At 70.8% G+C, this 21,473-nt stretch carries 22 protein-coding genes; 7 read left to right on the top strand and 15 right to left on the bottom strand.

Annotated elements, in window-relative coordinates; genetic code table 11:
* Positions 1–15: 15 nt before the first annotated feature.
* Together hflX and HNR02_RS18725 are read right to left on the bottom strand one after the other, a co-directional pair.
* Positions 16–1,455: a GTPase HflX gene (gene hflX, locus HNR02_RS18730; protein WP_179774441.1), complete on the bottom strand. Its 1,440-nt coding sequence runs from the start codon at positions 1,453–1,455 to the stop codon at positions 16–18.
* Between the two features lie 43 nt (positions 1,456–1,498).
* On the bottom strand, positions 1,499–1,954 hold the full coding sequence (locus HNR02_RS18725) for an ArsR/SmtB family transcription factor (protein WP_179775992.1): 456 nt from the start codon (positions 1,952–1,954) through the stop codon (positions 1,499–1,501).
* A gap of 102 nt (positions 1,955–2,056) precedes the next feature.
* On the opposite strand from HNR02_RS18725, the gene HNR02_RS18720 reads away from it, so the two are divergent.
* A complete protein-coding gene (locus HNR02_RS18720) occupies positions 2,057–3,376 on the top strand; it encodes an MFS transporter (protein ID WP_179774440.1) in 1,320 nt (439 codons plus the stop codon).
* Here HNR02_RS18720 and dapF read toward each other — a convergent pair.
* From dapF to HNR02_RS18705, 3 genes are read right to left on the bottom strand one after another with little or no spacing between them, the layout of a single operon-like run.
* Positions 3,282–4,103 carry a diaminopimelate epimerase gene (dapF, locus tag HNR02_RS18715; protein WP_179774439.1) on the bottom strand — a complete coding sequence of 274 codons (822 nt, stop codon included), beginning with the start codon at positions 4,101–4,103 and terminating at the stop codon, positions 3,282–3,284. The two genes, HNR02_RS18720 and dapF, sit on opposite strands and share 95 nt — an antisense overlap.
* 9 nt (positions 4,104–4,112) lie before the next feature.
* Complete coding sequence (gene miaA / locus HNR02_RS18710; protein ID WP_179774438.1) at positions 4,113–5,012, bottom strand: tRNA (adenosine(37)-N6)-dimethylallyltransferase MiaA; 900 nt, start codon at positions 5,010–5,012, stop codon at positions 4,113–4,115.
* Positions 5,009–5,689: a class III extradiol ring-cleavage dioxygenase family protein gene (locus HNR02_RS18705; RefSeq protein ID WP_179774437.1), complete on the bottom strand. Its 681-nt coding sequence runs from the start codon at positions 5,687–5,689 to the stop codon at positions 5,009–5,011. Before HNR02_RS18705 ends, miaA begins: the two co-directional genes overlap by 4 nt.
* 247 nt (positions 5,690–5,936) lie before the next feature.
* On the opposite strand from HNR02_RS18705, the gene HNR02_RS18700 reads away from it, so the two are divergent.
* The gene (locus tag HNR02_RS18700; RefSeq protein ID WP_179774436.1) at positions 5,937–7,244 is read left to right on the top strand and encodes a DUF349 domain-containing protein; all 1,308 of its coding nucleotides are present in this window, start codon (positions 5,937–5,939) and stop codon (positions 7,242–7,244) included.
* Between the two features lie 41 nt (positions 7,245–7,285).
* On the opposite strand, the gene HNR02_RS18695 is transcribed toward HNR02_RS18700, so the two are convergent.
* Together HNR02_RS18695 and HNR02_RS18690 are read right to left on the bottom strand one after the other, a co-directional pair.
* On the bottom strand, positions 7,286–7,648 hold the full coding sequence (locus HNR02_RS18695; RefSeq protein WP_179774435.1) for a DinB family protein: 363 nt from the start codon (positions 7,646–7,648) through the stop codon (positions 7,286–7,288).
* Positions 7,649–7,791: 143 nt separating this feature from the next.
* Positions 7,792–8,994, bottom strand: coding sequence for an MFS transporter (locus tag HNR02_RS18690; protein WP_218902973.1), 1,203 nt, complete (start codon positions 8,992–8,994; stop codon positions 7,792–7,794).
* A gap of 260 nt (positions 8,995–9,254) precedes the next feature.
* Here HNR02_RS18690 and HNR02_RS18685 point away from each other — a divergent pair, with 260 nt between their 5' ends.
* A complete protein-coding gene (locus tag HNR02_RS18685; protein WP_179774434.1) occupies positions 9,255–10,247 on the top strand; it encodes a LysR family transcriptional regulator in 993 nt (330 codons plus the stop codon).
* On the opposite strand, the gene HNR02_RS18680 is transcribed toward HNR02_RS18685, so the two are convergent.
* The 3 genes from HNR02_RS18680 to HNR02_RS18670 form a co-directional block, all read right to left on the bottom strand.
* Positions 10,134–10,589: an Rv2732c family membrane protein gene (locus HNR02_RS18680; RefSeq protein WP_312861047.1), complete on the bottom strand. Its 456-nt coding sequence runs from the start codon at positions 10,587–10,589 to the stop codon at positions 10,134–10,136. The two genes, HNR02_RS18685 and HNR02_RS18680, sit on opposite strands and share 114 nt — an antisense overlap.
* Positions 10,586–12,070 carry a tRNA (N6-isopentenyl adenosine(37)-C2)-methylthiotransferase MiaB gene (gene miaB, locus HNR02_RS18675; RefSeq protein ID WP_179774432.1) on the bottom strand — a complete coding sequence of 495 codons (1,485 nt, stop codon included), beginning with the start codon at positions 12,068–12,070 and terminating at the stop codon, positions 10,586–10,588. Before miaB ends, HNR02_RS18680 begins: the two co-directional genes overlap by 4 nt.
* 78 nt (positions 12,071–12,148) lie before the next feature.
* Positions 12,149–12,385 carry a hypothetical protein gene (locus tag HNR02_RS18670; protein WP_179774431.1) on the bottom strand — a complete coding sequence of 79 codons (237 nt, stop codon included), beginning with the start codon at positions 12,383–12,385 and terminating at the stop codon, positions 12,149–12,151.
* A gap of 254 nt (positions 12,386–12,639) precedes the next feature.
* Here HNR02_RS18670 and HNR02_RS18665 point away from each other — a divergent pair, with 254 nt between their 5' ends.
* The 4 genes from HNR02_RS18665 to HNR02_RS18650 all read left to right on the top strand — a co-directional run bounded on the left by HNR02_RS18665 (position 12,640) and on the right by HNR02_RS18650 (position 15,924).
* Positions 12,640–13,368, top strand: coding sequence for an amino acid ABC transporter ATP-binding protein (locus HNR02_RS18665; RefSeq protein WP_179775990.1), 729 nt, complete (start codon positions 12,640–12,642; stop codon positions 13,366–13,368).
* A 54-nt stretch (positions 13,369–13,422) separates the two neighbouring features.
* Complete coding sequence (locus tag HNR02_RS18660; protein WP_179774430.1) at positions 13,423–14,334, top strand: glutamate ABC transporter substrate-binding protein; 912 nt, start codon at positions 13,423–13,425, stop codon at positions 14,332–14,334.
* An 85-nt stretch (positions 14,335–14,419) separates the two neighbouring features.
* On the top strand, positions 14,420–15,067 hold the full coding sequence (locus HNR02_RS18655) for an amino acid ABC transporter permease (RefSeq protein WP_179774429.1): 648 nt from the start codon (positions 14,420–14,422) through the stop codon (positions 15,065–15,067).
* Positions 15,064–15,924, top strand: a complete 861-nt coding sequence (locus HNR02_RS18650; RefSeq protein WP_179774428.1) for an amino acid ABC transporter permease — start codon at positions 15,064–15,066, stop codon at positions 15,922–15,924. Before HNR02_RS18655 ends, HNR02_RS18650 begins: the two co-directional genes overlap by 4 nt.
* A gap of 58 nt (positions 15,925–15,982) precedes the next feature.
* Here HNR02_RS18650 and ggh read toward each other — a convergent pair whose 3' ends face one another.
* The 5 genes from ggh to HNR02_RS18625 are packed head-to-tail and all read right to left on the bottom strand — an operon-like array spanning position 15,983 to position 21,469.
* Positions 15,983–17,362, bottom strand: a complete 1,380-nt coding sequence (gene ggh / locus HNR02_RS18645) for a glucosylglycerate hydrolase (RefSeq protein ID WP_179774427.1) — start codon at positions 17,360–17,362, stop codon at positions 15,983–15,985.
* Positions 17,363–18,430, bottom strand: coding sequence for an ABC transporter ATP-binding protein (locus HNR02_RS18640; RefSeq protein ID WP_179774426.1), 1,068 nt, complete (start codon positions 18,428–18,430; stop codon positions 17,363–17,365).
* A gap of 9 nt (positions 18,431–18,439) precedes the next feature.
* Positions 18,440–19,285, bottom strand: a complete 846-nt coding sequence (locus tag HNR02_RS18635; protein WP_179774425.1) for a carbohydrate ABC transporter permease — start codon at positions 19,283–19,285, stop codon at positions 18,440–18,442.
* The gene (locus HNR02_RS18630; protein ID WP_179774424.1) at positions 19,282–20,148 is read right to left on the bottom strand and encodes a carbohydrate ABC transporter permease; all 867 of its coding nucleotides are present in this window, start codon (positions 20,146–20,148) and stop codon (positions 19,282–19,284) included. The genes HNR02_RS18635 and HNR02_RS18630 overlap by 4 nt, the downstream gene beginning before the upstream one ends.
* A gap of 1 nt (position 20,149) precedes the next feature.
* A complete protein-coding gene (locus HNR02_RS18625; RefSeq protein ID WP_179774423.1) occupies positions 20,150–21,469 on the bottom strand; it encodes an ABC transporter substrate-binding protein in 1,320 nt (439 codons plus the stop codon).
* Positions 21,470–21,473: the final 4 nt, after the last annotated feature.

The raw sequence follows: 21,473 nt of genomic DNA, 5'->3' as shown, positions 1-21,473 counted from the left end.
GCCAAGGTACCGATCTCAGGCGCGCGAGCCGTTGACGGCGTACGCCTCCAGCGCGGAAGCCACGTCCGGGCGAACGCGTGCACTCAGACGGGTGCCCTCGGGCAGGTGCTCCTCGCCCAGGACCTCGCCCTCGGCGTGCACCCGGGACACCAGCTCGCCGCGGGTGTAGGGCACCAAGGCCTCGACCACCACGTCGGGCCGCGGCAGCCGCTCCGCGAGCGCCCCGACCAGCTCGTCCACGCCCTCGCCGGTCTTGGCCGACACCACGATCGCGCCCGGCAGCAGGTGCCGGAGCCGGACCAGCGCCAGCTCGTCGGCCGCATCCGCCTTGTTGATCACGATCAGCTCCGGCGGCAGCGTGCCGTCGTGGCTCTGGGTGATCTCCCCCAGCACCTGGCGCACCGCGTTGACCTGCTCCTCCGGGGCCGGATCGGACCCGTCCACGACGTGCATGAGCAGGTCGGCGTCGGCCGTCTCGTCCAGCGTCGAGCGGAACGCGTCGACCAGCTGGTGCGGCAGGTGCCGCACGAACCCGACGGTGTCGGTCAGCGTGAACGTGCGCCCGTCCGGCGTGGCCGCCCGGCGCGTGGTCGGGTCCAGGGTGGCGAACAACGCGTCCTCCACCAGGACACCGGCGCCGGTGATGGCGTTGAGCAGGCTGGACTTGCCCGCGTTGGTGTAGCCGACGATCGCGACGCTGGGCACCTCGTTGGCCACGCGGCGCCCGCGCTTGGTCGTGCGGATCGTGTCCATCGACGCGATCTCGCGGCGCAGCTTCGCCACGCGCTTGTTGATGCGGCGCCGGTCGGTCTCCAGCTTCGTCTCACCGGGACCACGCAGGCCGACACCGCCGTTCGCACCGCCGGCACGGCCACCGGCCTGCCGGGACAGCGACTCACCCCAGCCGCGCAGCCGCGGGATGAGGTACTGCAGCTGGGCCAGCTCGACCTGCGCCTTGCCTTCGCGCGAGCGCGCGTGCTGGGCGAAGATGTCGAGGATCAGCGCGGTCCGGTCGATCACCTTGACCTTGAGCCGCTCCTCCAGCTGACGCAGCTGGCCGGGCGAGAGTTCACCGTCGCAGATGACCGTGTCGGCCCCGGTGGCGACGACGATGTCGAACAGCTCACGCACCTTGCCCGAACCGATGTAGGTGGCCGGGTCGGGCTTGGAACGGCGCTGCACGAGACCTTCGAGCACTTCGGAGCCCGCGGTTTCGGCGAGCGCGGCGAGTTCGGCGAGGGAGGCTTCGGACTGTGCCGCGGTGCCTTCGGTCCACACGCCGACCAGCACCACGCGTTCGAGGCGAAGTTTCCGGTACTCGACCTCGGTGATGTCCGACAGTTCCGTGGACAGCCCCGCGACACGGCGCAGCGAAGCGCGTTCGGAGAGTTCCAGTTCACCGGCCGACGGGTCGGCGGCGAAGTCTTCGAGGTCGGTGTAGGTCAGTTCTGTCATCGTCCTTCCATGGTCCCACGGTTCGCGGCAATGTCCGAATCCTTTACCGGCTGGGGTAGGTCGCCAGGTAGATCGCGAACTGTTCGCTGCCCTCCGGGGTGGAGCGTTCCCGGAATTCCTCCAGCAGGCCGTACAGGCGCCGCTCGAACTCGGTCCGCTCGTCCCTGCCGACGCGGACCACCAGGCGGGTCTGGTCCAGCTCGCCGTCGCCGACCTCGGCGATTTCGGCCAGGTATGCCTCCAGCATCGCCTCGGACAGCGCCCGGCCGTGCCCGCCGCAGAGATTCCAGGACAGTCCGGTGGACAGGTACGGGATCTCCTTCGCGCCCCGGTTGCCCCGGCGAACCGGCTGCGGGGCCAGGAAACCGGTGTCGACCAGCTTGCGCACATGGTGCAGCGTGGTGGCCGGGTCCCGCCGCAGGCGCTGCGCGATCTCCTTGTTGGTCAGCGCTTCCGCATAGGTCAACCGGATGATGCGCAGACGTATTCCGGAGGCCAGGGCGTTCGCTTCGGCCTCGGTGGCGGGTCGCTGTTCTCGCACGGCGTCAGCTTACGACGAACAGTGATTGACGGATTCCAATCACTAGTTCACTCTGTCGTGGTGCCTCGCAGAGACTCCCTGTGGTTCCACTCCGGCTTCCGGCTGTTGTGGGCCGGTGACACGATCAGCCAGGCGGGCAACTTCATCGGGCAGACCGTCCTCCCGCTGCTCGCCGCGACCGTCCTGGCCGCCACCCCGGGCGAGATGGGCCTGCTCACCGCGGCCGAGAACGCCGCGTTCCTGCTGATCGGCCTGCCCGCCGGGGTCTGGGTGGACCGCGTGAAGCGCCGCCCGCTGATGCTGCGCGCCGACTTCGCCCGCGCCGCGCTGCTGCTGACCATCCCGGTGGCCTGGTGGGCCGGGGCGCTCACGCTGGCGCACCTGGTCGTCATCGCGCTGCTGGTCAGCGTCGGCACGGTGTTCTTCGACATCTCCTACCAGTCCTACCTGCCGTCGCTGGTCGGCCGGGAACACCTGCTGGAGGGCAACGCGAAGCTGCAGTCCAGCCAGTCCGTCGCACAGGTCACCGGCCCGGGGATCGCGGGTGGGCTGGTGCAGCTGGCCGGCGCCGCGAACGCGGTGCTCGCGACCGGGCTCGGCTACCTCGCGTCGGGGCTGTTCCTGCTGCGCATCCGGACCCCCGAACCGGAACCCGCACCGCACGACGGCTCCCCGCTGCGGGCCCAGATCGCGGAGGGTCTGCGGTTCGTGTTCGGCAACCCCACGCTGCGGGCCATCACGCTGTGCACGGCGACCGGCAACTTCGCCGGGACGATCGTGATCTCGATGCAGGTCCTGTTCCTCACCAGGGACCTGCGCCTGAGCCCGTCCGCGGTGGGCCTGGTCCTCGCGGCCGGCGGCGCCGGCGCCGTCCTCGGCGCGCTCACCGCCGGGTTCTGGACGCGGATGATCGGCCAGGCCAGGGCGATCTGGCTGGTGCCGCTGGTGACCTGGCCGCTGCAGCTCCTGCTGCCCCTGTCGCAACCCGGCTGGCCGGTGACGCTCGGCGTGCTGGGCCTGGCCGCCAGCGGGTACGGCATCATCATCTACAACGTCGCGCAGGTCAGCTACCGGCAGGCGATCTGCCCCGAACGGCTGCTCGGGCGCATGAACGCGACCGTCCGGTTCGTGGTGTGGGGCACGATGCCGCTGGGCGGACTGGCCGGCGGCGCGCTCGGTGAGCTGATCGGCGTCCGCGCCACCGTGTGGACCGGATGCGCGCTGATGTCGGTGACGATGCTGCCGGTGCTGGCCTCGCCGTTGCGGAAGATGCGGGACCTGCCGGTCAGCCCGCCTTCTCCCACCACGCCGGATCCAGCTCACCCCGCGCCACGAACTCCGCCGGACCCGTCAGCGTCGATGCCCCCCGCTCCACGGTGACCTCGACCCTGCCGCCGGGAATGTCCACAGCGGACTTCCCGGTGTCGGTGCCCGCCAGGTGCAGCGCGGCCGCGACCGCCGCGACCGTGCCGGTGCCGCACGCGCGGGTCTCGCCCACTCCCCGTTCGTACACCCGCATCTTGAGGCGCTGCTCGCCGAGCGGGTTGATGAACTCCAGGTTCACGCCCTCGGGGAAGAAGTCGTTGTCGTAGCGCGGCGCGCGGGTCAGGTCCAGCGCGTCGACGTCTTCGTCCACAACGGACACCAGGTGCGGGTTGCCCACGTCGACGGCCACGCCGGAGAAGTTGCGCCCATCCACGATCGCCACGGACGCGCCGGTGATCGTGGCGGGCCCCATCTGCACCGTCACCGACAGATCGGGGTGCACCACCACCGGCCGGTCACCCGCGCGGGTACCGATCACGAACTCGCGGGCCGGCACCAGGCCGTTGTCGACGAGGTACCGCGCGAACACCCGCGTGCCGTTGCCGCACATCTCGGCGATGGACCCGTCGGCGTTGCGGTAGTCCATGAACCATTCGCCGTCACCGGCAAGGCCGATCGCCTCGGTACGGACCACCCGCAGGACGCCGTCGGCACCGAGCCCGCGCTGCCGGTCGCACAACGCCGCGACCCGGCCGGCCGTCAGGTCCAGCCGGCCGTCGGGGTCGGGGAGCACCACGAAGTCGTTCTGGGTGCCATGCCCCTTGAGGAACTCGATTGCCACCCGATCAGACTACTGGGCCGCCGCGGCGAGCACCCGCTCGGCCAGGTCGAGATCAGCGCCGTCGAACCAGCGGATCCGGGCGTCCCGGCGGAACCAGGATCGTTGCCTGCGAACGAATCGCCGCGTCGCCTGCTTAGTCGCGCCGGCCGCGGCGGGGAAATCCCGTTCGCCGTCCAGCTCGTCGAGCACCTGCTGGTAACCCAGCGCCCGCGAAGCCGTCCTGCCCTCGCGCAGCCCGCGCTCCACGAGTGTCTCGACCTCGCCGACGAGACCGGCGGCGAACATGCGGTCCACGCGGACCTCGACCCGCCGGTCGAGGTCCGCGGTCTCCCGGTCGACGCCGACCAGCACGGTGCCGTAGCGCGCCGGGCCGGGCTTGGGCATGTTCGCGGAGAACGGCTCTCCGGTGATCTCGATGACCTCCAGCGCCCGCACGATCCGGCGCGTGTTGGTCGGCAGGATCGCCGTGGCCGCGACCGGGTCGAGCGTGCTCAGGCGGCTGTACAGGGCGCCGGTGCCCGCCTCGGCCGCCTCGGTTTCCAGTCTCGCCCGCACCGCCGGATCGGTGCCGGGGAAGCGCAGGTCGTCCAGCACGGCCTGCACGTAGAGGCCGGACCCGCCGGTCAGCACCGGCACCGTGCCGCGCTCCAGCAGGCGCTCGATGACGGCGCGGGCGTCGCGCTGGTAGGCCGCGACGGAGGCGGTCTCGGTGACGTCCAGTACGTCGAGCAGGTGGTGCGGGACGCTTTGGCGCTCGTGCTCGGGGACCTTGGCGGTCCCGATGTCCATGCCGCGGTAGAGCTGCAGGGCGTCGGCGTTGACGACCTCACCGCCGACCGCGCGGGCGATCGTGATGGCGAGGTCGGACTTCCCGGTCGCGGTGGGGCCGACGACGGCGATCGGCCTCACCCGCGCTCCCACACCGCGACGTGGTAGCCGACGCCGAACGGGGCGGCGGAGTAGAGCAGTCCGCCGCGCCAGTCATCGCCCGTACCGGCCAGTGCCTGCCACGGCGCCCGGCCGCCCGCGCCCAGCTCCGTGGCGAGCGCCGGGTCCAGCGCCCGCAGCGCGGCGGTGTCGGCGTTCTCCAGCGCACGGGCGATGGCGTCGTCGAAGCCGGGGGCTCGTTCGTCCTCGCTGCCAGGCGATTTCGGGCCGTGCCGGTTCGAGCCGTCGGCGAGGACGAGCAGGCCGGTGCACTCACCGTGGGCCAGGCGTTTGCCCAGGCGCTCGCAGTCGGCCGGATCGCCGTCGGCCAGGTGCACGCGCACGGATTCCGCGCCCGCCTGCTCACGCAACCAGCCCGCGACGAGCGCGGGCAACGGGAGGACTTCGGGAGTGACGGCGTCACGCGAAAGGCGCACCGGCACGTCCGCTCCGTATCCGCGGAACGTCCCGCAGACACCTTCGATGACCCGTTCGTGGTCACCGGCGCCGACCGCGACCCACTCCCGGGTGACAGCGGCGAGACCCCGGACCGCGCGGACGCAGGCCGCTCGCAACGCCTCCAGCTCGGCGTTCGCGCCCGGCGACAAGGCCGGCAGGAGCAACGGGGGCTGCGGTACCACCACGGCTTGCACGATCACACCCGTCGAGGTTACCGGCAGCCACTCTCGGGCAGACCGTGGACACGGAGAGCAGCGAGACCGACGATCACAGCGATCCCACGCCGCCCGGAAGTAGAATCACCCGCTCCGACTCCCCAACCGAGTACCACGAGCGGCGCTGAACTGCTTGAATGCGGCCAGAGGGATCGATACCCGCATGACCCGGCCCCGCGCACCCGCGGGGCGCCCGCCACCCGGCGGGCCGACAGGCGATAAGGAGCCTGCGATGTCCGACGAGAACCCCGGCACCCCGGCACCCCACCAGGTGCCCCACGGCCACACGCCCGCCGGTCACGGCGCGCCGGTCCCGCCCGCCGAGCCGCACCCCTCCCGCTGGGGCCGGGTCGACGACGAGGGCAACGTCTACGTCCGGACGGCCGAGGGGGAACGCTCCGTCGGTGTGTGGCAGGCCGGTTCGCCCGAGGAGGGGCTGCTGCACTACGCGCGGCGCTTCGACGACCTGCGCACCGAGGTCGAACTGCTCGGCACCCGCCTCTCGTCCGGGGCGGGCGATCCCAAGCACGCGTTGTCCACCGCGACGCAGCTGCGGGAGAGCCTGCCGACCGCGGCGGTCGTCGGTGACCTGGCGGCGCTCTCGTCGCGGATCGAGCAGATCGTGGCGCACGCGGAGAAGGCTCTGGCATCGGCGAAGCAGGAGCGCGAGACGGCCCGTGCGGCCGCGGTCGGGCGCAAGCAGGGGCTCGCCGAAGAGGCCGAGCAGATCGCCGCCGAGTCGCTGCAGTGGAAGGCCGCGGGTGACCGGTTGCGCGCCATCCTCGACGAGTGGAAGACGATCAAGGGCGTCGACCGCAAGACCGACGACGAGCTGTGGAAGCGCTTTTCCAAGGCCCGCGAGGCGTTCAACCGCCGCCGTGGCTCCCACTTCGCGGAGCTGGACAAACAGCGCGCGGCGGCGAAGGTCCGCAAGGAGGAGCTGATCGCCGAGGCCGAGGCGCTGTCGGACTCGACGGACTGGGGCCCCACCGCCGGGCGCTACAAGGATCTCATGACGGAGTGGAAGGCCGCGGGCCGCGCGCCCAAGGAGGCCGACGACGCGCTGTGGCAGCGGTTCCGCGCCGCGCAGGACGCGTTCTTCTCCCGCCGCTCGGCGACCTTCTCCGAGCGCGACGCCGAGTTCGCCACGAACGCGACCCGCAAGGAGGAACTGCTCGTCGAGGCGGAGAAGATCGACCCCGGCACCAACCTCGACGGGGCGAAGGCGCAGCTGCGGCGGATCCAGGAGCAGTGGGACGAGATCGGCAAGGTGCCGCGGGAACGGATCCGCGAGCTGGACGGCAGGTTGAAGTCGGTGCAGGACCGGATCCGCGAGGTCGAGGAGAGCCAGTGGCGCCGGACCGACCCGGAAGCCCAGGCACGCGCCGCCCAGTTCCGGGAGCGGGTCGAGCAGTTCGAGGCGCAGGCCGCGAAGGCCAGGGCCGCCGGGGACGAGCGACGCGCGAAGAAGGCCGACGAGCAGGCGGCCCAGTGGCGGGAGTGGATGCAGGCCGCCGAGCAGGCGGTCGCGGACCGCTGATTTCGTGGTGATGACGGCCCCTCCCGCTGGAGGGGCCGTTGTCATGAGCGGGCTGCGAGGACGGCGAGGTCGCGTTCGGCGTAGCGGCGGTGCTCGCACTCCTCGTTCATCACCACGCGCAGGCAGCGGGACACCGGACGCGGTTGTCCGGGGTAGCCGGGCGCCGGTGGTCGCGCGCAGAGGCGGGACAGTTCGGCGTCGGTCAGGGTGCCGACGATCCGGCGTACCACGGACATCCGGCCGGCGCGGGCTTCCAGCACCTCGTCGAGCGAGGGACGGGCGTCGACGTCGATGCCGAGCGAGCCGGGGTCCGGGTACGACGTCTGTGTCAGACCCCAGCGGTGGTACGGCATCGGCTCGTCGAGGACCGTCCGGCTCGCCCACGCGTCCGTCGCGAACAGCAATCTCCGTGCGCATCTCCACGGGCAACTGCCGAGCGCGCACGAATCGTCAATGCCCACAGTGCCTCGGCGGTGGGCATATTCCCCGGAAGGCCACCGCGGTGCGTGTCTTCCGAGCGGCACGGTTCCGGGTTCCTCGGTCCGGGTCACCCGCGGTTGGTGCGTTCTGTAGTGGCGCTCCGGTGGCGCAGCGCCACACCCGCGCCGGTCAGGAACGCCAGTGCCGCGGCGCACCCCAGGATCACCGGCGGCGTCGTGACCTGCGTCAGGAGCGCGAAGATGTACGGCGCGCAGAACCCGATGTAGGTCAGCGCCCAGAACACCGACGCGAGCCGGGCCAGGCCGCCGGGTGGAGCGATCCGCGCGATCTCGGTGAGCCCGAACGTGACGCACAGGCCGTAGCCGCAGCCCAGCGCGGCGTCCGCGACCAGCGCGAGCACCGGCTGCTCGGTCACCGCCGCCGCGACGCCGATCAGCATCCCCGTTCCGGTCGCGGCCAGCCCGGCCAGCGCCGGAAGCAGGATCGACCGTGCCGCGAGCTGCCTGCCGACCGGCTGGACCAGCAGTCCGAAACCCAGCACCACGGCGATCGCGACGCCGGCGAACACGGTCTCGGCATCCCCGAGACGTGACTCGACCACCGACGGCAGGATGGCGAACCCGGTGGCGGGCGCGGCGAAAACCCACGGCGCCACCGGCACGACCATCCGCCGGAACCGGGGGTCCCGGATTCCGGTTTCCCGTTTCCCCGCCACCACCGACGGCGCGGTCTCGGGCACACGCAGCGCCGCCACCACCGCGACCACGGACAACACGAGGTGCGGCAGGTAGGCCAGGTCCAGGGGCGCCCACTGCGCGATCAGCGCCGCGACCAGGCCGCCGATCCCGAACCCGCCGGACAGGAACAGACTGGCCCGCCGCGCGCCCGTCCCCTCGACGGCATCGTCATGCGGCGGGTGGGACAGCTCCTTCACCCACGCGCTGCCGGCGGCCAGCACCGCACCCATCGCGAAGCCGGACGCGAACCGGCCCACCCCCAGCCATACCGTGCCGACCTCGCCCAGCAGCAGCGCGCCGGTCGCCAGCACCGACAGGACCACCGCGCCGATCACGACCGGCCGCCGCCCGTAGCGGTCCGCGCCAGGGCCGCCCATCAGCAGGCCGGGCACCAGCCCGACGACGTAGATCGCGAACAACCCCGTCACCGTCGCCGCGGACAGGCCCATCTCCCGGCGGTAGGCACCCAGCAGCGGCGAGAACTGGTTGGCGCCCCAGCCCGCGGCGGTGATCAGCCAGGCCGCCCTCGGCCACGCCCGCCGGGTCGCGGGCAGCACGGCACTCTCGGTCATGCCCAGGTTCTAACCCGCACGGGCGCGCGCGAACCGGCCCGTTCACGATTCCCGAACGCCGGTGCCCGGCCCCGGCCACCACCCGGAACGGCCAACACGGCGCCCGGAGCGGCCAACACGGCGACCGCAACGGCCAACACGACGACCGGGGCGGCCAACACGACGCCGGGAACGGCCAACACGGCGACCGGGGCGGCCAACACGGTGGGCCGGGCGAGATCACCTTGGCGGGAGCGGGGGTGGCGGCTTACCGTCGGGGGGTGGATCTGCGCCGCCTTTCGTCCTTCCTGGCGGTGGCCGAGGAAGGGCACTTCGGCCGGGCCGCGGCGCGCCTGTTCCTGTCCCCGCCCGCGGTGACCGCCCACGTCCAGCAGCTGGAACGCGAGCTGGGCGTCCCGCTGTTCGAGCGCTCCCCCGTGCGGCTCACCCCGGCGGGCCAGCGCTTCCTGGGGCACGCGCGTGGCCTGGTCGACGCCGCCAACGCCGCGATCGAGGACCTGGCCACCCTCACCGACGAGAACACCCTGCGCATCGGCGTGATGGGGCACGGTTCGGCCGAGCTGACCCCGGCCGTGATCGCCGCGTTCCGGCACCTGCGCCCGCACGTCGACCTCAGGCTGGAGGCGCTCACCTTCACCCAGCACACGAGCGCCCTGCTGGAGCACCGGGTCGACGTCGCCTTCGTGCGCCCCGCGGTGACCGACGAGCGGGTCACCGTCGACGTGCTGACGACCGAGGCCCGCATCGTGGTCATCGGGGCGCGTTCCGACCTGGCCACGGCGCCCGAGCTGCGGCTGGCCGACGTCCTGGACCTGCCGTTCGTCGCCTTGCCGTCGCACACGCCACAGCCGTTCAGCGACTACCTGTACTTCACCGAGGCGCGCGGCGGCGAGGCGCCGCGGCCGGGACCCGACCACGCGGTGACGCCGCAGGAGGTCCTGATGAGCGCGGCCGCCGGGCGCGGCGCGGGCTCGGCGCTCAGCTCGTTCGCGCGCTTCTACCGCTGGCCGGGCACGGTGTGCGTGCCGGTCGTGGACGCGTCGTGGGAGCACAGCGTGCTCGCGACCAGGGCCGGGGACCGCAACCCGCACGTCACCCTGTTCCGCAGGCTCGCGCGGGCACTGGCGCCGCGGTTCGCGTCAGGTGCGGGACCAGGCGGTGCGCATCCACTGGGCGGCGAGCAGGATCATCGCGACCAGGGCGATGACCATGCCGATGCCGGGGCCGCCGCCGGTCGCGCCGTTGGCCACTGACGACTGCTGCGACCAGATCGCCAGCAGCCCGTCGACGGAGGCGAACCAGCCGCCCATCGCGCACACCCACGACAGCCACCAGCGCCGGGTCATCAGGGTCAGCGCCGAGGCCAGCACGCCGATCCCGCTGGAGGTGACCGCGAACAGCTGCGGGATACCGCCACCCTGCCCGAGCAGCACCTGCCAGCCGACGTGATCGCCGACCCACGGCAGCAGCTGTCCCACGAGCAGCACGAACACCAGCACGGCGATGACGAAGCCGCGCCTGCCCAGCTCGACTGTCCGGGATGCCTTCGTCACGACCTCATCGACGTCGGAGCCCAGCTGCTCGTACTCGCTCACCGTCCGCACCCGCCCGTCGTCACCGGCTGGGGCGCCGGGGCACCGAACGAGGGCAGCCCGAGGCTCACCCCGTCGGTCCTGGGCCGTCGTCCCGCCTCCACGTTGTCGCCGGCTCGCGTGCGCCGGTGTGACAACAGCTCACCGTCGGCGACCAGATGGTGCGGCGCGCCGTAGGTGATCACGGTTTCGACGATGTCGCCCGGCCGCACCGCGCGGTCGATCGCGCTCCCGGCGGGGGTGAAGTGCACGAGACGGCCGTCGCGGGCCCGCCCGCTCATCCGCCGCGTCTCGGAGTCCTTGCGGCCCTCGCCCTCGGCGACGAGCAGCTCGACCTTGCGCCCCACCAGCTTCTTGTTCTCGTCCCAGGCGATCTCGTTGACCAGCTCGACCAGCCGGTCGTAGCGCTCCTGCACGACCTGCTTGGGCAGCTGGTCCGGCAGCTCCGCGGCCGGTGTGCCGGGGCGCTTCGAGTACTGGAAGGTGAACGCGCTGGAGAACCGGGCCGCACGCACGACGTCGAGGGTGGCCTGGAAGTCCTCTTCGGTCTCGCCGGGGAACCCGACGATGATGTCGGTGGTGATGGCGGCGTCCGGGATCCGCGCGCGCACCTTGTCCAGAATGGACAGGAACCGGGCGGACCGGTAGGAGCGGCGCATTTCGCGCAGCACCCGGTCGGAACCGGACTGCAGCGGCATGTGCAGCTGCGGGCAGACGTTCGGAGTGTCGGCCATCGCGTCGATGACGTCGTCGGTGAACGCGGCCGGGTGCGGTGAGGTGAACCGGACCCGCTCCAGTCCGTCGATCGTGCCGCAGGCCCGCAGCAGCTGGGAGAACGCGTCCCGCTCACCGAACTCGACGCCGTAGGAGTTGACGTTCTGACCCAGCAACGTCACTTCCAGCACGCCCTCGGCGACGAGCGCCTCGACCTCGGACAGGATCTCACCGGGCCGCCGGTCGCGTTCCTTGCCCCGCAGCGAGGGCACGATGCAGAACGTGCAGGTGTTGTTGCAGCCCACGGAAATCGAGACCCAACCGGAATACGCCGACTCGCGCCGGGCGGGCAGCGTCGAGGGGAACGTCTCGAGCGATTCGAGGATCTCCACCTCGGCCTCGGCGTTGTGCCGCGCTCGCTCCAGCAGCACCGGCAGCGCACCCAGGTTGTGGGTGCCGAACACGACGTCGACCCACGGCGCGCGCTTGACGATCTCGCCGCGGTCCTTCTGCGCCAGGCAGCCGCCGACCGCGATCTGCATACCGGGGTTGGCGTCCTTGGCCGGGCGGAGGTGCCCGAGGGTGCCGTAGAGCTTGTTGTCCGCGTTCTCCCGCACCGCGCACGTGTTGAACACGACGAGGTCGGGCGCGTCGTCCGCGGCCGCCGGAACGTAGCCCGCCGCCTCCAGCTGCCCCGCGAGGCGCTCGGAGTCGTGCACGTTCATCTGGCAGCCGAACGTACGGATCTGGTAACTTTTGCCACCGTTCATCGGGCACCGTGTTCGCTGGTAAGACAAGCCATGACGGCTCCCAGCGTAGCTCTTCGAGGTTGCCCGCCTTCGCGCGCGTCAGGTCTGCTGCGCGACGTACCAGCCCTCCGGGATCGGGCCGGGGAGGAGATCCGGGATGAACGTGCAGATGTGCCCCGGCCAGGACGGCAGTTGCGACTGGCAGTCCGCCTGCGTCGGATAGGGGCCGGCTTTGAGGCTCACCCCGTCGGCGTGGGCGGCGGGAGCGGCGAGTGTGCACAGCGCCGCGCCCAGCGCGAGCCCGGCGGCGACGGTGCGGAGGTTGCGTACGGTCACGAGCCGAGTATCGGCTGTGATGACCCCGAGCGCAGCGGTATGCCCCTTTCGAGGGAAGCGACCCCGTCCGAGCTGGGCCGACCGCCTGACTACAGTAACCGGCACCCGGGGTCACCGTCCGTCGAGAACGGGCAGAACGGATGACACCTAGGTTGCGTTTGATTCGATTTACGGGCGCGGGGCCGCGTCACGGTGTTAGATCGCCGAGTGAGCCGGGCAATGGAGGGCAGATGAGCACACCTACGTCACCAGCGATGATCAAGGCTGCGGGCGTGAACAAGTTCTTCGGTGACCTGCACGTGCTCAAGGACATCAACCTCGAGGTGCCCAGGGGCCAGGTGGTGGTCGTGCTCGGGCCGTCGGGGTCGGGCAAGTCCACGCTGTGCCGCGCGATCAACCGGCTGGAGCCGATCAACTCCGGCGAGATCTCGGTGGACGGGCAGCCGCTGCCCGCCGAGGGCAAGGCGCTGGCCGCGCTGCGCGCCGAGGTGGGCATGGTGTTCCAGTCGTTCAACCTGTTCGCGCACAAGACCATCGTCGAGAACGTCATGCTCGCGCCGGTCAAGGTCCGCAAGCTGGGCCAGGACGAGGCGCGCAGGACGGCGATGGAACTGCTGGAGCGGGTGGGCATCGCCAACCAGGCACAGAAGTACCCGGCGCAGCTCTCCGGCGGCCAGCAGCAGCGTGCGGCGATCGCGCGTGCACTGGCGATGAAGCCGAAGGTGATGCTGTTCGACGAACCCACCTCGGCGCTGGACCCGGAAATGGTCCAGGAGGTGCTGGACACCATGACCGGGCTGGCCAAGGACGGCATGACGATGCTCGTGGTCACGCACGAGATGGGCTTCGCCCGCCGCGCGGCCAACCGCGTCGTGTTCATGTCCGACGGGGAAATCGTCGAGGACGCCTCGCCGGACGAGTTCTTCACGAAGCCGAAGTCGGACCGGGCCAAGGACTTCCTCGGCAAGATCCTGACGCACTAATCAGTTCCCGCGGCGTCGCTCGGCGCCGCTCGACCCAGGAGAACAGGAATTCAGATGAAGATCCGCACCCTGGCAGCGGGGCTGCTGGTCGGCGCGCTGACGCTGACCGCATGCGGCAAGGAGGGCACGCCCGCGGACAGCGCCGGGGACACCGGCGCGAACGCGGCCGCCCTGCCCACCTACACCGTGGCGCAGAACGTGGACGTGCCCGGCTCGGCGACCTTCGCCAAGATCAAGGGCGCGGGCAAGCTCACGATCGGTGTCAAGGACGACCAGCCCGGTCTGGGCTCGAAGAACGCGACGAACGGCGAGTTCGAGGGCTTCGACATCGAGATCGCCAAGCTGGTCGCCGCGGGCCTCGGTTTCGACAAGAGCCAGATCACCTTCACCACGGTCGACTCGGCCGCGCGTGAGGCCGCGATCACCAACGGCAACGTCGACTACTACGTCGGTACCTACACGATCACCGACAAGCGCAAGACCCAGGTCTCCTTCGCCGGCCCGTACTTCATGGCCGGTCAGGACCTCCTCGTGCGCGCCGACGACACCTCGATCGCCGGCCCGGAGACGCTGAAGGGCAAGAAGGTCTGCTCGGTCACCGGTTCCACCCCGATCCAGCGGGTGCGTGACCAGCAGCTCACCGAGCCGGAGAACATCGTCGAGTTCCAGAAGTACTCGCAGTGCGTCGACAAGCTCCTCACCAAGGAGGTCGACGCCGTCACCACCGACGACGCGATCCTCAAGGGCTTCGCCGCGCAGGACCCGGACAACCTCAAGGTCGTCGGCAAGACGTTCTCGCAGGAGCCCTACGGCATCGGCCTGAACCTCAACGACTCCGCCCTGCGCAACAAGGTCGACGACCTGCTGCAGGCCGCGATCGACGACGGCACGTGGCAGAAGATCTACGACGCCACCCTGGGCAAGTCGGGTTCGGCCGCGCAGCCGCCCGCGATCCAGCGCTACTGATCCTCCTCCGTGGCCGGTGAGCGTGACCCGCGCTCACCGGCCACTCCCTTTCCACTAGTCCCTCAACCGCGGCGGGGAAGGCCCGATGGACGTCCTGCTCGACAATCTGGACCTCTACGGTCCGTTCTTCTGGACCACGATCAAGCTGTTCCTGATCTCGGCGGTGGCCAGCCTGATCTTCGGCACGTTCCTGGCGGGCCTGCGGGTCAGCCCGGTCCCGGTGTTCCGGGCGGTCGGCACCGCCTATGTGACGCTGCTGCGCAACACGCCGTTGACCCTGGTGTTCGTGTTCCTGGTGTTCGCCTACCCATTGCTCGAGATCCTCGAGCTGTCCTACTTCGTCGCCGCCGTCGTCGCGCTGACGCTGTACACCTCGGCGTTCATCTGCGAGGTCGTGCGCTCGGGCATCAACACCGTGCCCGTCGGGCAGGCCGAAGCCGCCCGCGCGCTCGGACTCGGCTTCGGTCAGATCCTCGGCCAGATCGTGCTGCCGCAGGCGATCCGCTCGGTGGTGCCGCCGCTGATGAGCATGCTCATCGCGCTGTTGAAGAACACCACCATCGCGGCCGGGTTTTCCGTCGCCGAGGCAGGCGCGATCCGGCAGTACCTGTCCGAACGCGGTGACAACCAGCTGATCGGCCTGCTGTGGGTCGCGCTGGGCTTCATCATCCTGGTGGCCGTCCTGTCGCTGATCCAGCGGTCCCTCGAGAAGCGCTGGAGCGTGGCGCGATGAGCAATGTGCTGTTCGACGTTCCCGGGCCGAAGGCGCGCGCCCGGCACCGGGCCATGGCGGTGCTCGGCATCCTGGTCGTCGCCGCCATCCTCGCCTACATCGTCTACCGCTTCATCGACAGCGGCCAGTTCACCGCGCGCAAGTGGGAGTGGCTGCAGTACACCCAGGTCCAGACCGACCTCGCCAACGCACTGCTGGCCACGCTGGAGGCGTTCGCGCTCGGGGCCGTGCTCGCGCTGATCTTCGGCGCGATCTTCGCTGCGGGACGGCTCTCGGATCATGCATGGCTGCGCGGCATCTCGACGTTCATCGTCGAGTTCTTCCGCGCCATCCCACTGCTGATCCTGATGTTCCTGTTCTACTACGGCGGCCCCGCCGTCGGAATCTCCCTGCCACCACTGACCGCCGTGGTACTGGGCCTGACCCTCTACAACGGCTCGGTACTGGCGGAGGTGTTCCGCGCCGGCATCCAGGCCCTGCCCAAGGGGCAGAGCGAAGCCGCCTACGCGCTGGGCATGCGCAAAACCCAGGTGATGACCCTCGTCCTGATCCCGCAGGCGATCCGGTCGATGCTGCCGACCATCATCAGCCAGCTCGTGGTCCTGCTCAAGGACACCGCACTCGGCTTCCTGGTCACCTACCCCGAGCTGCTCTACTACGCCCGCTACATCGGCTCCCAGGGCGACTTCGGACGACCGATCGTCCCCTCGACCATCGTGATCGCCGCGATCTACATCGCACTGTGCCTGCTGCTCACCGCGCTGGCCAACTTCATCGAGAAGCGCCAGCGGCGCAACAAGAAGCACCTGGAAATCCAGCGTCCGCCGATGACCGAGGATGTCGTGGGCGTGGCCTGAGCCACCAACGACAAGAGGGGCGTGACGGCATCGGCCGTCACGCCCCTCTTTCGTGTGCTCAGTCAGCGTCGTCGCAGAGCCAGTCCAGCACGACGGCCGCCGTCCAGGACTGGTCGGTGCTGCCCAGTGGTTCGCCGGTGAAGGGCTCGTAGTACTCGCCGAACGCGCCGTCGTCGGTGAGGCGCAGGCCCGCCGCCCGCAGTTCGCGAGCCCGCTCGTACCAGCCGCGGCGCTCGAAGGCCCACCCGAACAGCCAGTTCACCACCGGCCACTGTGGACCCCGCCAGTACTGTCGCGGGGTGAAGCCGGGGCGCATCGGCGAGACCGACGGCGGCACCGGGGCGAGCAGGTCCGGGTGCCCGCACCAGCGATCGCTGTCCAGCAGGGACAGCAGGCGCAACTGGACCTCGTCCGGCGCTCCCCCGCACAGCAGCGGCGAGAACCCGGCGATGGTCTGGGTGTCCAGCCACCGGTTGGCCCGCAGATCGCGGTCACGGGCCATGCCGGACACCGAGTGGCAGCTGCCGGCCACCGCGGCACGCGCCCGCGCGGCCCACTCCGCCAGGTCCGCCAGCCGATCGGCCGGCATTCCGAACTCGGTGCCCAGCTCGACCAGCACGTCGCAGGAGACCGCGAACAACGCGGTGATGAACACGTCGCCGACCAGGAAACTCGACGTGCGGACGATCTCCCGCTGGTCGTAGCCCGCGCGGCGCATCTCCTCGATGAGCCACAGGTAGCGGTCGTACTCCTTGTCGGTCGGCCGCTCGCTCGGATCGCCGACGATGCGCACGTCCTTGCGCACGTACGGCGGCAGCTCGTCGCCGGGGTTCACCGCGGCGTAGGGCACGTCCCAGCGCGGCGAGTTGTCCATTCCGGACTCCCAGCCGTGCACGATCGCGACGAGCCCGCTCGACCCCGGTGTGCGGTACTCGACGAGCCAGCGGTGCCACGAGTACAGCGCGGGCCAGATGGACCGGGCGAACCGTTCGGCGTCGCCCCGCTCCTCCGGGGACGAGGTGCGGGCGATCTCCAGCATGCGCTGCACCGCGATGGCGTGCACCGGCGGCTGGCAGATACCCGAGGTGCGCACACCGTGCGGCCCGTCGACCGCGGAGTCGGTGCCCCACCGGTCCGGACCGGGGAAGTACGCGTCGTCGTCGGTGAAGACGATGTGCGGCACCATGCCGTTGCGCCACTGCGCTTTGAACAGGGTTTCCAGCTCGGTGACCGCGCGGGGCAGGTCCAGGCGCGCCAGCCCGATCGAGATGAACGCGGCATCCCAGCTCCACATGTGCGGATAGAGCCGTGGCGCCGCGGTGATCACGGAACCGGTGTCGTTGTCGCGCAGCACCCGGGCGGCCCGCGCGGCCAGGGCGGCCCTGGCGTAGCGGACCGGGCGTCCGTCGCCGGGCGGGCGCGTCACGTCCACGGTCATCTACTTCGCCTCCACCAGGAGCTGGGTTTCGGGGTCGTACCACCGGCACTGCTCCGGCGGCAGCCTCAGCCGCAGGGTCTGGCCGGGTTCGGCGCGGAAGCTCGCCGGTGCCTGAACCTTCAGCACCTGCCCGCACAGCTTCGTGGTGAGCAGGGTCGACGACCCCAGTGGCTCGAACACCTGCACCTCGCAGCGCAGGCCGTCGCCGATGGTGATCGCCTCCGGGCGGATGCCGAGCCGGAGCTCGGAGTCCCGGAAGGATTCCAGGGCACGCGGGAGCGGCAGCGTCTGCCCGCCGAGGTCGATCCGCGTGCCGTCGCTGGTGACCGATCCGGTGAGGAAGTTCATCGGCGGGCTGCCCAGGAAACCGCCGACGAACTGGTCGGCGGGCTCGGTGTAGACGGCCACCGGATCGCCGCACTGCGCGATCCGGCCCTCGCGCATCACCGCGACCCGGTCCCCCAGCGACAGCGCCTCGACCTGATCGTGCGTCACGTACAGCGTCGTCACGCCGATCTCGTTGACCAGCTTCTTCAGCTCGGCGCGGAAGGACAGGCGCAGCAGCGCGTCCAGGTTGGACAGTGGCTCGTCCATCAGCAGTACGTCGGCGTCCATCACGATCGCGCGCGCCACGGCGACGCGCTGCCGCTGGCCGCCGGACAGCTTCGCCGGATACCGGTCCAGGTAGGGGGTCAGCTGCAGCAGGTCCGCGGCCCAGTCGACCTTGCGGCGCACCTCGTCCGCGGGCACGCCGTGCACCCGCAGTCCGAATCCGATGTTGTCGGCGACCTTCTTGTTCGGGAACACCGCGTAGGACTGGAAGACCATGGACAGGTTGCGCCGCCGCGGTTCCAGGTAGGTGACGTCACGGCCGCCGATGACGATCTGCCCCGAGTCGGGCGTCTCGAGACCGGCGACCATGCGCAGCAGCGTGGTCTTGCCGCAGCCGCTCGGGCCGAGCAGGACCATGAACTCGCCGTCGGCGACTTCGAGCGACACCTCGTCGGTGGCCCGCGCGGTGCCGCCAGGGTAGGTCTTCACGAGCTCGTGCAAGACGACCTCAGCCATTTCGCCCCCTCATCGCAACGTCGTCCCCCACATGTTCACCAGGTACCGGCGCATCACGAGGATGAACACCAGCGCGGGCAGGATCAGCGCGAACCCGCCGGCGAACCGGTAGGCCTGCGGCGCCTCCCCGAGCGAGGCCAGCACCTGGGCCGGCAGCGTCCGGTGCCCGAGCGTGATCACGGCGGCGCCGAGGATCTCGTTCCAGGACAACACGAACGTGAAGATCGAGGACGCCGCCAGCCCGGGCAGCGCCATCGGGAACACGACCCGGCGCGCCGCCTCGAAGCGGCTGCAGCCGAACACGCGCGCCGCCTCTTCGACATCGGCGGGCACCGACACGAAGATGCTCGCGCTGATCAGCACGGTGGTCGGCATCGCGAGTGTGGTGTGCAGCAACGTCACCGAGAACACCGTGTCGTAGACGCCGAAACCGAGGAACATCGTGGCCAGCGGCACGGACAGCACGACGATCGGCAGCGCCCGCGCCAGCAGCATGAACACCTGGTAGGCGTCCTTGCCGCGGAACACCTGGCGCGCCAGCGCGTATCCGGCGGGCGCGCCGACCAGCAGCGACAGCACGACGGTGTAGACGCCGGCGAGCAGCGAGTTGCCCAGCGCCGGGATCGTGCCGGTGGCCTGGACGAACGCCAGCAGCGTGTCGGCCGAGAAGCTGCTCGGGATGAGCGGTTTCGGGAACTCCAGCAGCGCGTCCCGTGATGACACGGCGGCGAGCCCGATCAGGATCATCGGCACGGCCATGAACAGGCTGACCAGCACGCACGCGATCTGGACGGCGATCGCCCGGCGGCGACGGCGGCGCAGGGGCGCCCGGTCGACCGGCGGCAACGTCGTCATCGTGCCTCCCGCTGCCGCATCGTGCGCAGGTAGAACAACGCGGTGGCCAGGGACAGCACGAGGACGACGAGGGCCGCGGCGCTCGCCACGGCCGGGTTCTGCAGATTGACGTACCACTGGTAGGTCTCGCCGACGAGCAGCGGGAAGTCGCGCCCGGTCAGCGCCTGGGCGACCGCGAACGCCTGCAGCGCCAGGATCGTGCGCAGGATCAGGGCGACCTGCAGGCTCGGTTTGAGCTGCGGCAGCGTCACGTGCCACAGCCGCTGCCACGCGCTCGCGCCGAACACCTGCGCGGCCTCGTCGAAGTCCTTCGGCACCATCTGGATCCCGGCGACGACGATGACGAACACCAGCGACGTGGCGCGCCAGATCTCCGCGATCACCACGGCCAGCAGCATGGTGCCGGTGTTGGTGTAACTCAGCCACTGCACGCCGGTGTCGGAGAAGCCCCACGACACCAGCAACGAGTTGAGGTAGCCACGACTGTCGAACACCGACAGCCACACCAGGCCCGCGGCCAGCTCGGACACCGCGAGCGGGATGGTCCACAGGTAGAAGTGGCCGGACAGGAACCGCGGCCGCGCCTGCACGAGCAACGCCATCGCCACCGCGAGCACCAGCTGGACCGGCACCACGATGACGATCAGCAGCAGCGTGTTGCGCAGTGCCTTGACGAAGTACGGATCGCCGAAGAGCCGTTCCCACGCCGCCAGGCTGACCCCGGAGTCGTCGGTGAACGCCGAGATGAGTGCCTGCACGACCGGCCAGCCGAACAGCGCCAGCATGAACACGATCGACGGCGCGAGCAGCAGCCACGGTGAGCCGGCCGGACGGCGCTTCACCGGTGTTCCGACAGCGGTCACGTCAGGCCACCTCGCAGCGGGCGGCGGGCGGATCGGGCGCCCAGCACGGCACCTCCAGATCGTCGAACACCTTCTCCAGCACCTGCGCCTGACTGTCCAGGGTGGACCGGATGTCGGCGCCGTCGAGCACGATCGCCTGGAAGGAATCCTTGAACGCCTTGGTCACCTCGCCTTCGCGGGTGCCGAGGCCGACCGGCAGCAACGACAGGATCGCGCCCGGCGCGTCCCGCTGGCGCTGCACGGCACCGGCTTCCAGTTGCAGCGCGGGCGGCAGGTCGTCCGGGATCTTCGCGTCCACCACCGGGAAGAAACCGTTCGAGCGCAGCGTTTCGATCTGCGCCTCCGGGGTCGACAGCGCCCGGATGACCTGCTCGGCCTGCTGCCGGTCGGTGCTGCCCTGCGGAATCGCGAGCCCGAGCACGACGGCCATGTAGCCAAGGCCCTTGTCGCCGCGGGGCGCGGGCAGCATGCGCCACCGCTTCGGCGCGTCGCCGGGCGCGTCCACCAGCCGCGCCACGTGGTCCCAGCCGATCCGCACGGCGCCGGACCGCAGCGACTCCTGCATGAAGTCGTAGGTGGTGCTGGACGGGCTGGTGTTGGCCCACAGTTCCTTGAGGTACTGCCACGCCGTCACGGCCTCGGGCGAGCGGAAGGTGGTGATCTGGCCGCCGGTGAACGAGGGCAGCAGATAGCCCTGCAGGAACCGGTGGATCAGGCCCTTCGGTCCGCACGGCAGGCCGAGCGCGGGCTGGTTGCCGCCCGCGCGGCGGGCGGCGATGGCCCAGTCGAGGAACTGGTCGTAGGTCAACGAGTCCGGGTCCGCGCCGGGAGGCAGGTGCGCCAACGCGTCCTCGTGCGCGGCGAGCACGAAGCTGGCCTGCGCCCACGGCACGTACCACGACTGCTGGGTGCCGGCCTTGGCCAGCGTCAGGAACTCCTCGGGGTACCCGCTGCCCGCGAGGACGCCCGAGACGTCCTCCAGGTACTCGCCCGCGAGCGGTGCGAGATCGCTGTGCGAACCGCCGAGCAGGGCGACCTGGGTGCGCCCGGCGCCGACCTGGCTCTGCACCTGACTGGCGAAGGGCCCCTCCTCGATCGTGACGTAGCTCACCGCGCCCGGGAAAGTCTTCGCCAGAGTTCCGCGGAATCGCTCGGCCTCCGCGACCGGCCGGAACTGGGTCGACAGGAAGACCATCCCGTTGCCGCCGGTCGTGGTGAACCCGACGCACCCGGCGGCCATCGAGGCGGCACCGGCGAGGAAAGCGCCCTTGAGGACGGTACGACGGGAGGGGCCGCTGCCGGGCAGGCGGGCCGCGCGCATCCAG

The organism is Amycolatopsis endophytica, from assembly GCF_013410405.1.
In the GTDB taxonomy this organism is placed as follows: domain Bacteria; phylum Actinomycetota; class Actinomycetes; order Mycobacteriales; family Pseudonocardiaceae; genus Amycolatopsis_E; species Amycolatopsis_E endophytica.
Note: the sequence above shows the minus strand (reverse complement) of the source record. Positions and strands in the feature narration are given on the sequence as shown.

Coding starts and splice junctions, on each gene's coding strand:
- hflX (WP_179774441.1), bottom strand. CDS start 1,455: ATGACAGAACTGACCTACACCGACCTCGAAGACTTCGCCGCCGACCCG.
- HNR02_RS18700 (WP_179774436.1), top strand. CDS start 5,937: ATGTCCGACGAGAACCCCGGCACCCCGGCACCCCACCAGGTGCCCCAC.
- HNR02_RS18690 (WP_218902973.1), bottom strand. CDS start 8,994: ATGACCGAGAGTGCCGTGCTGCCCGCGACCCGGCGGGCGTGGCCGAGG.
- miaB (WP_179774432.1), bottom strand. CDS start 12,070: ATGAACGGTGGCAAAAGTTACCAGATCCGTACGTTCGGCTGCCAGATG.
- HNR02_RS18665 (WP_179775990.1), top strand. CDS start 12,640: ATGATCAAGGCTGCGGGCGTGAACAAGTTCTTCGGTGACCTGCACGTG.
- HNR02_RS18660 (WP_179774430.1), top strand. CDS start 13,423: ATGAAGATCCGCACCCTGGCAGCGGGGCTGCTGGTCGGCGCGCTGACG.
- HNR02_RS18655 (WP_179774429.1), top strand. CDS start 14,420: ATGGACGTCCTGCTCGACAATCTGGACCTCTACGGTCCGTTCTTCTGG.
- HNR02_RS18650 (WP_179774428.1), top strand. CDS start 15,064: ATGAGCAATGTGCTGTTCGACGTTCCCGGGCCGAAGGCGCGCGCCCGG.
- ggh (WP_179774427.1), bottom strand. CDS start 17,362: ATGACCGTGGACGTGACGCGCCCGCCCGGCGACGGACGCCCGGTCCGC.
- HNR02_RS18640 (WP_179774426.1), bottom strand. CDS start 18,430: ATGGCTGAGGTCGTCTTGCACGAGCTCGTGAAGACCTACCCTGGCGGC.
- HNR02_RS18635 (WP_179774425.1), bottom strand. CDS start 19,285: ATGACGACGTTGCCGCCGGTCGACCGGGCGCCCCTGCGCCGCCGTCGC.
- HNR02_RS18625 (WP_179774423.1), bottom strand. CDS start 21,469: ATGCGCGCGGCCCGCCTGCCCGGCAGCGGCCCCTCCCGTCGTACCGTC.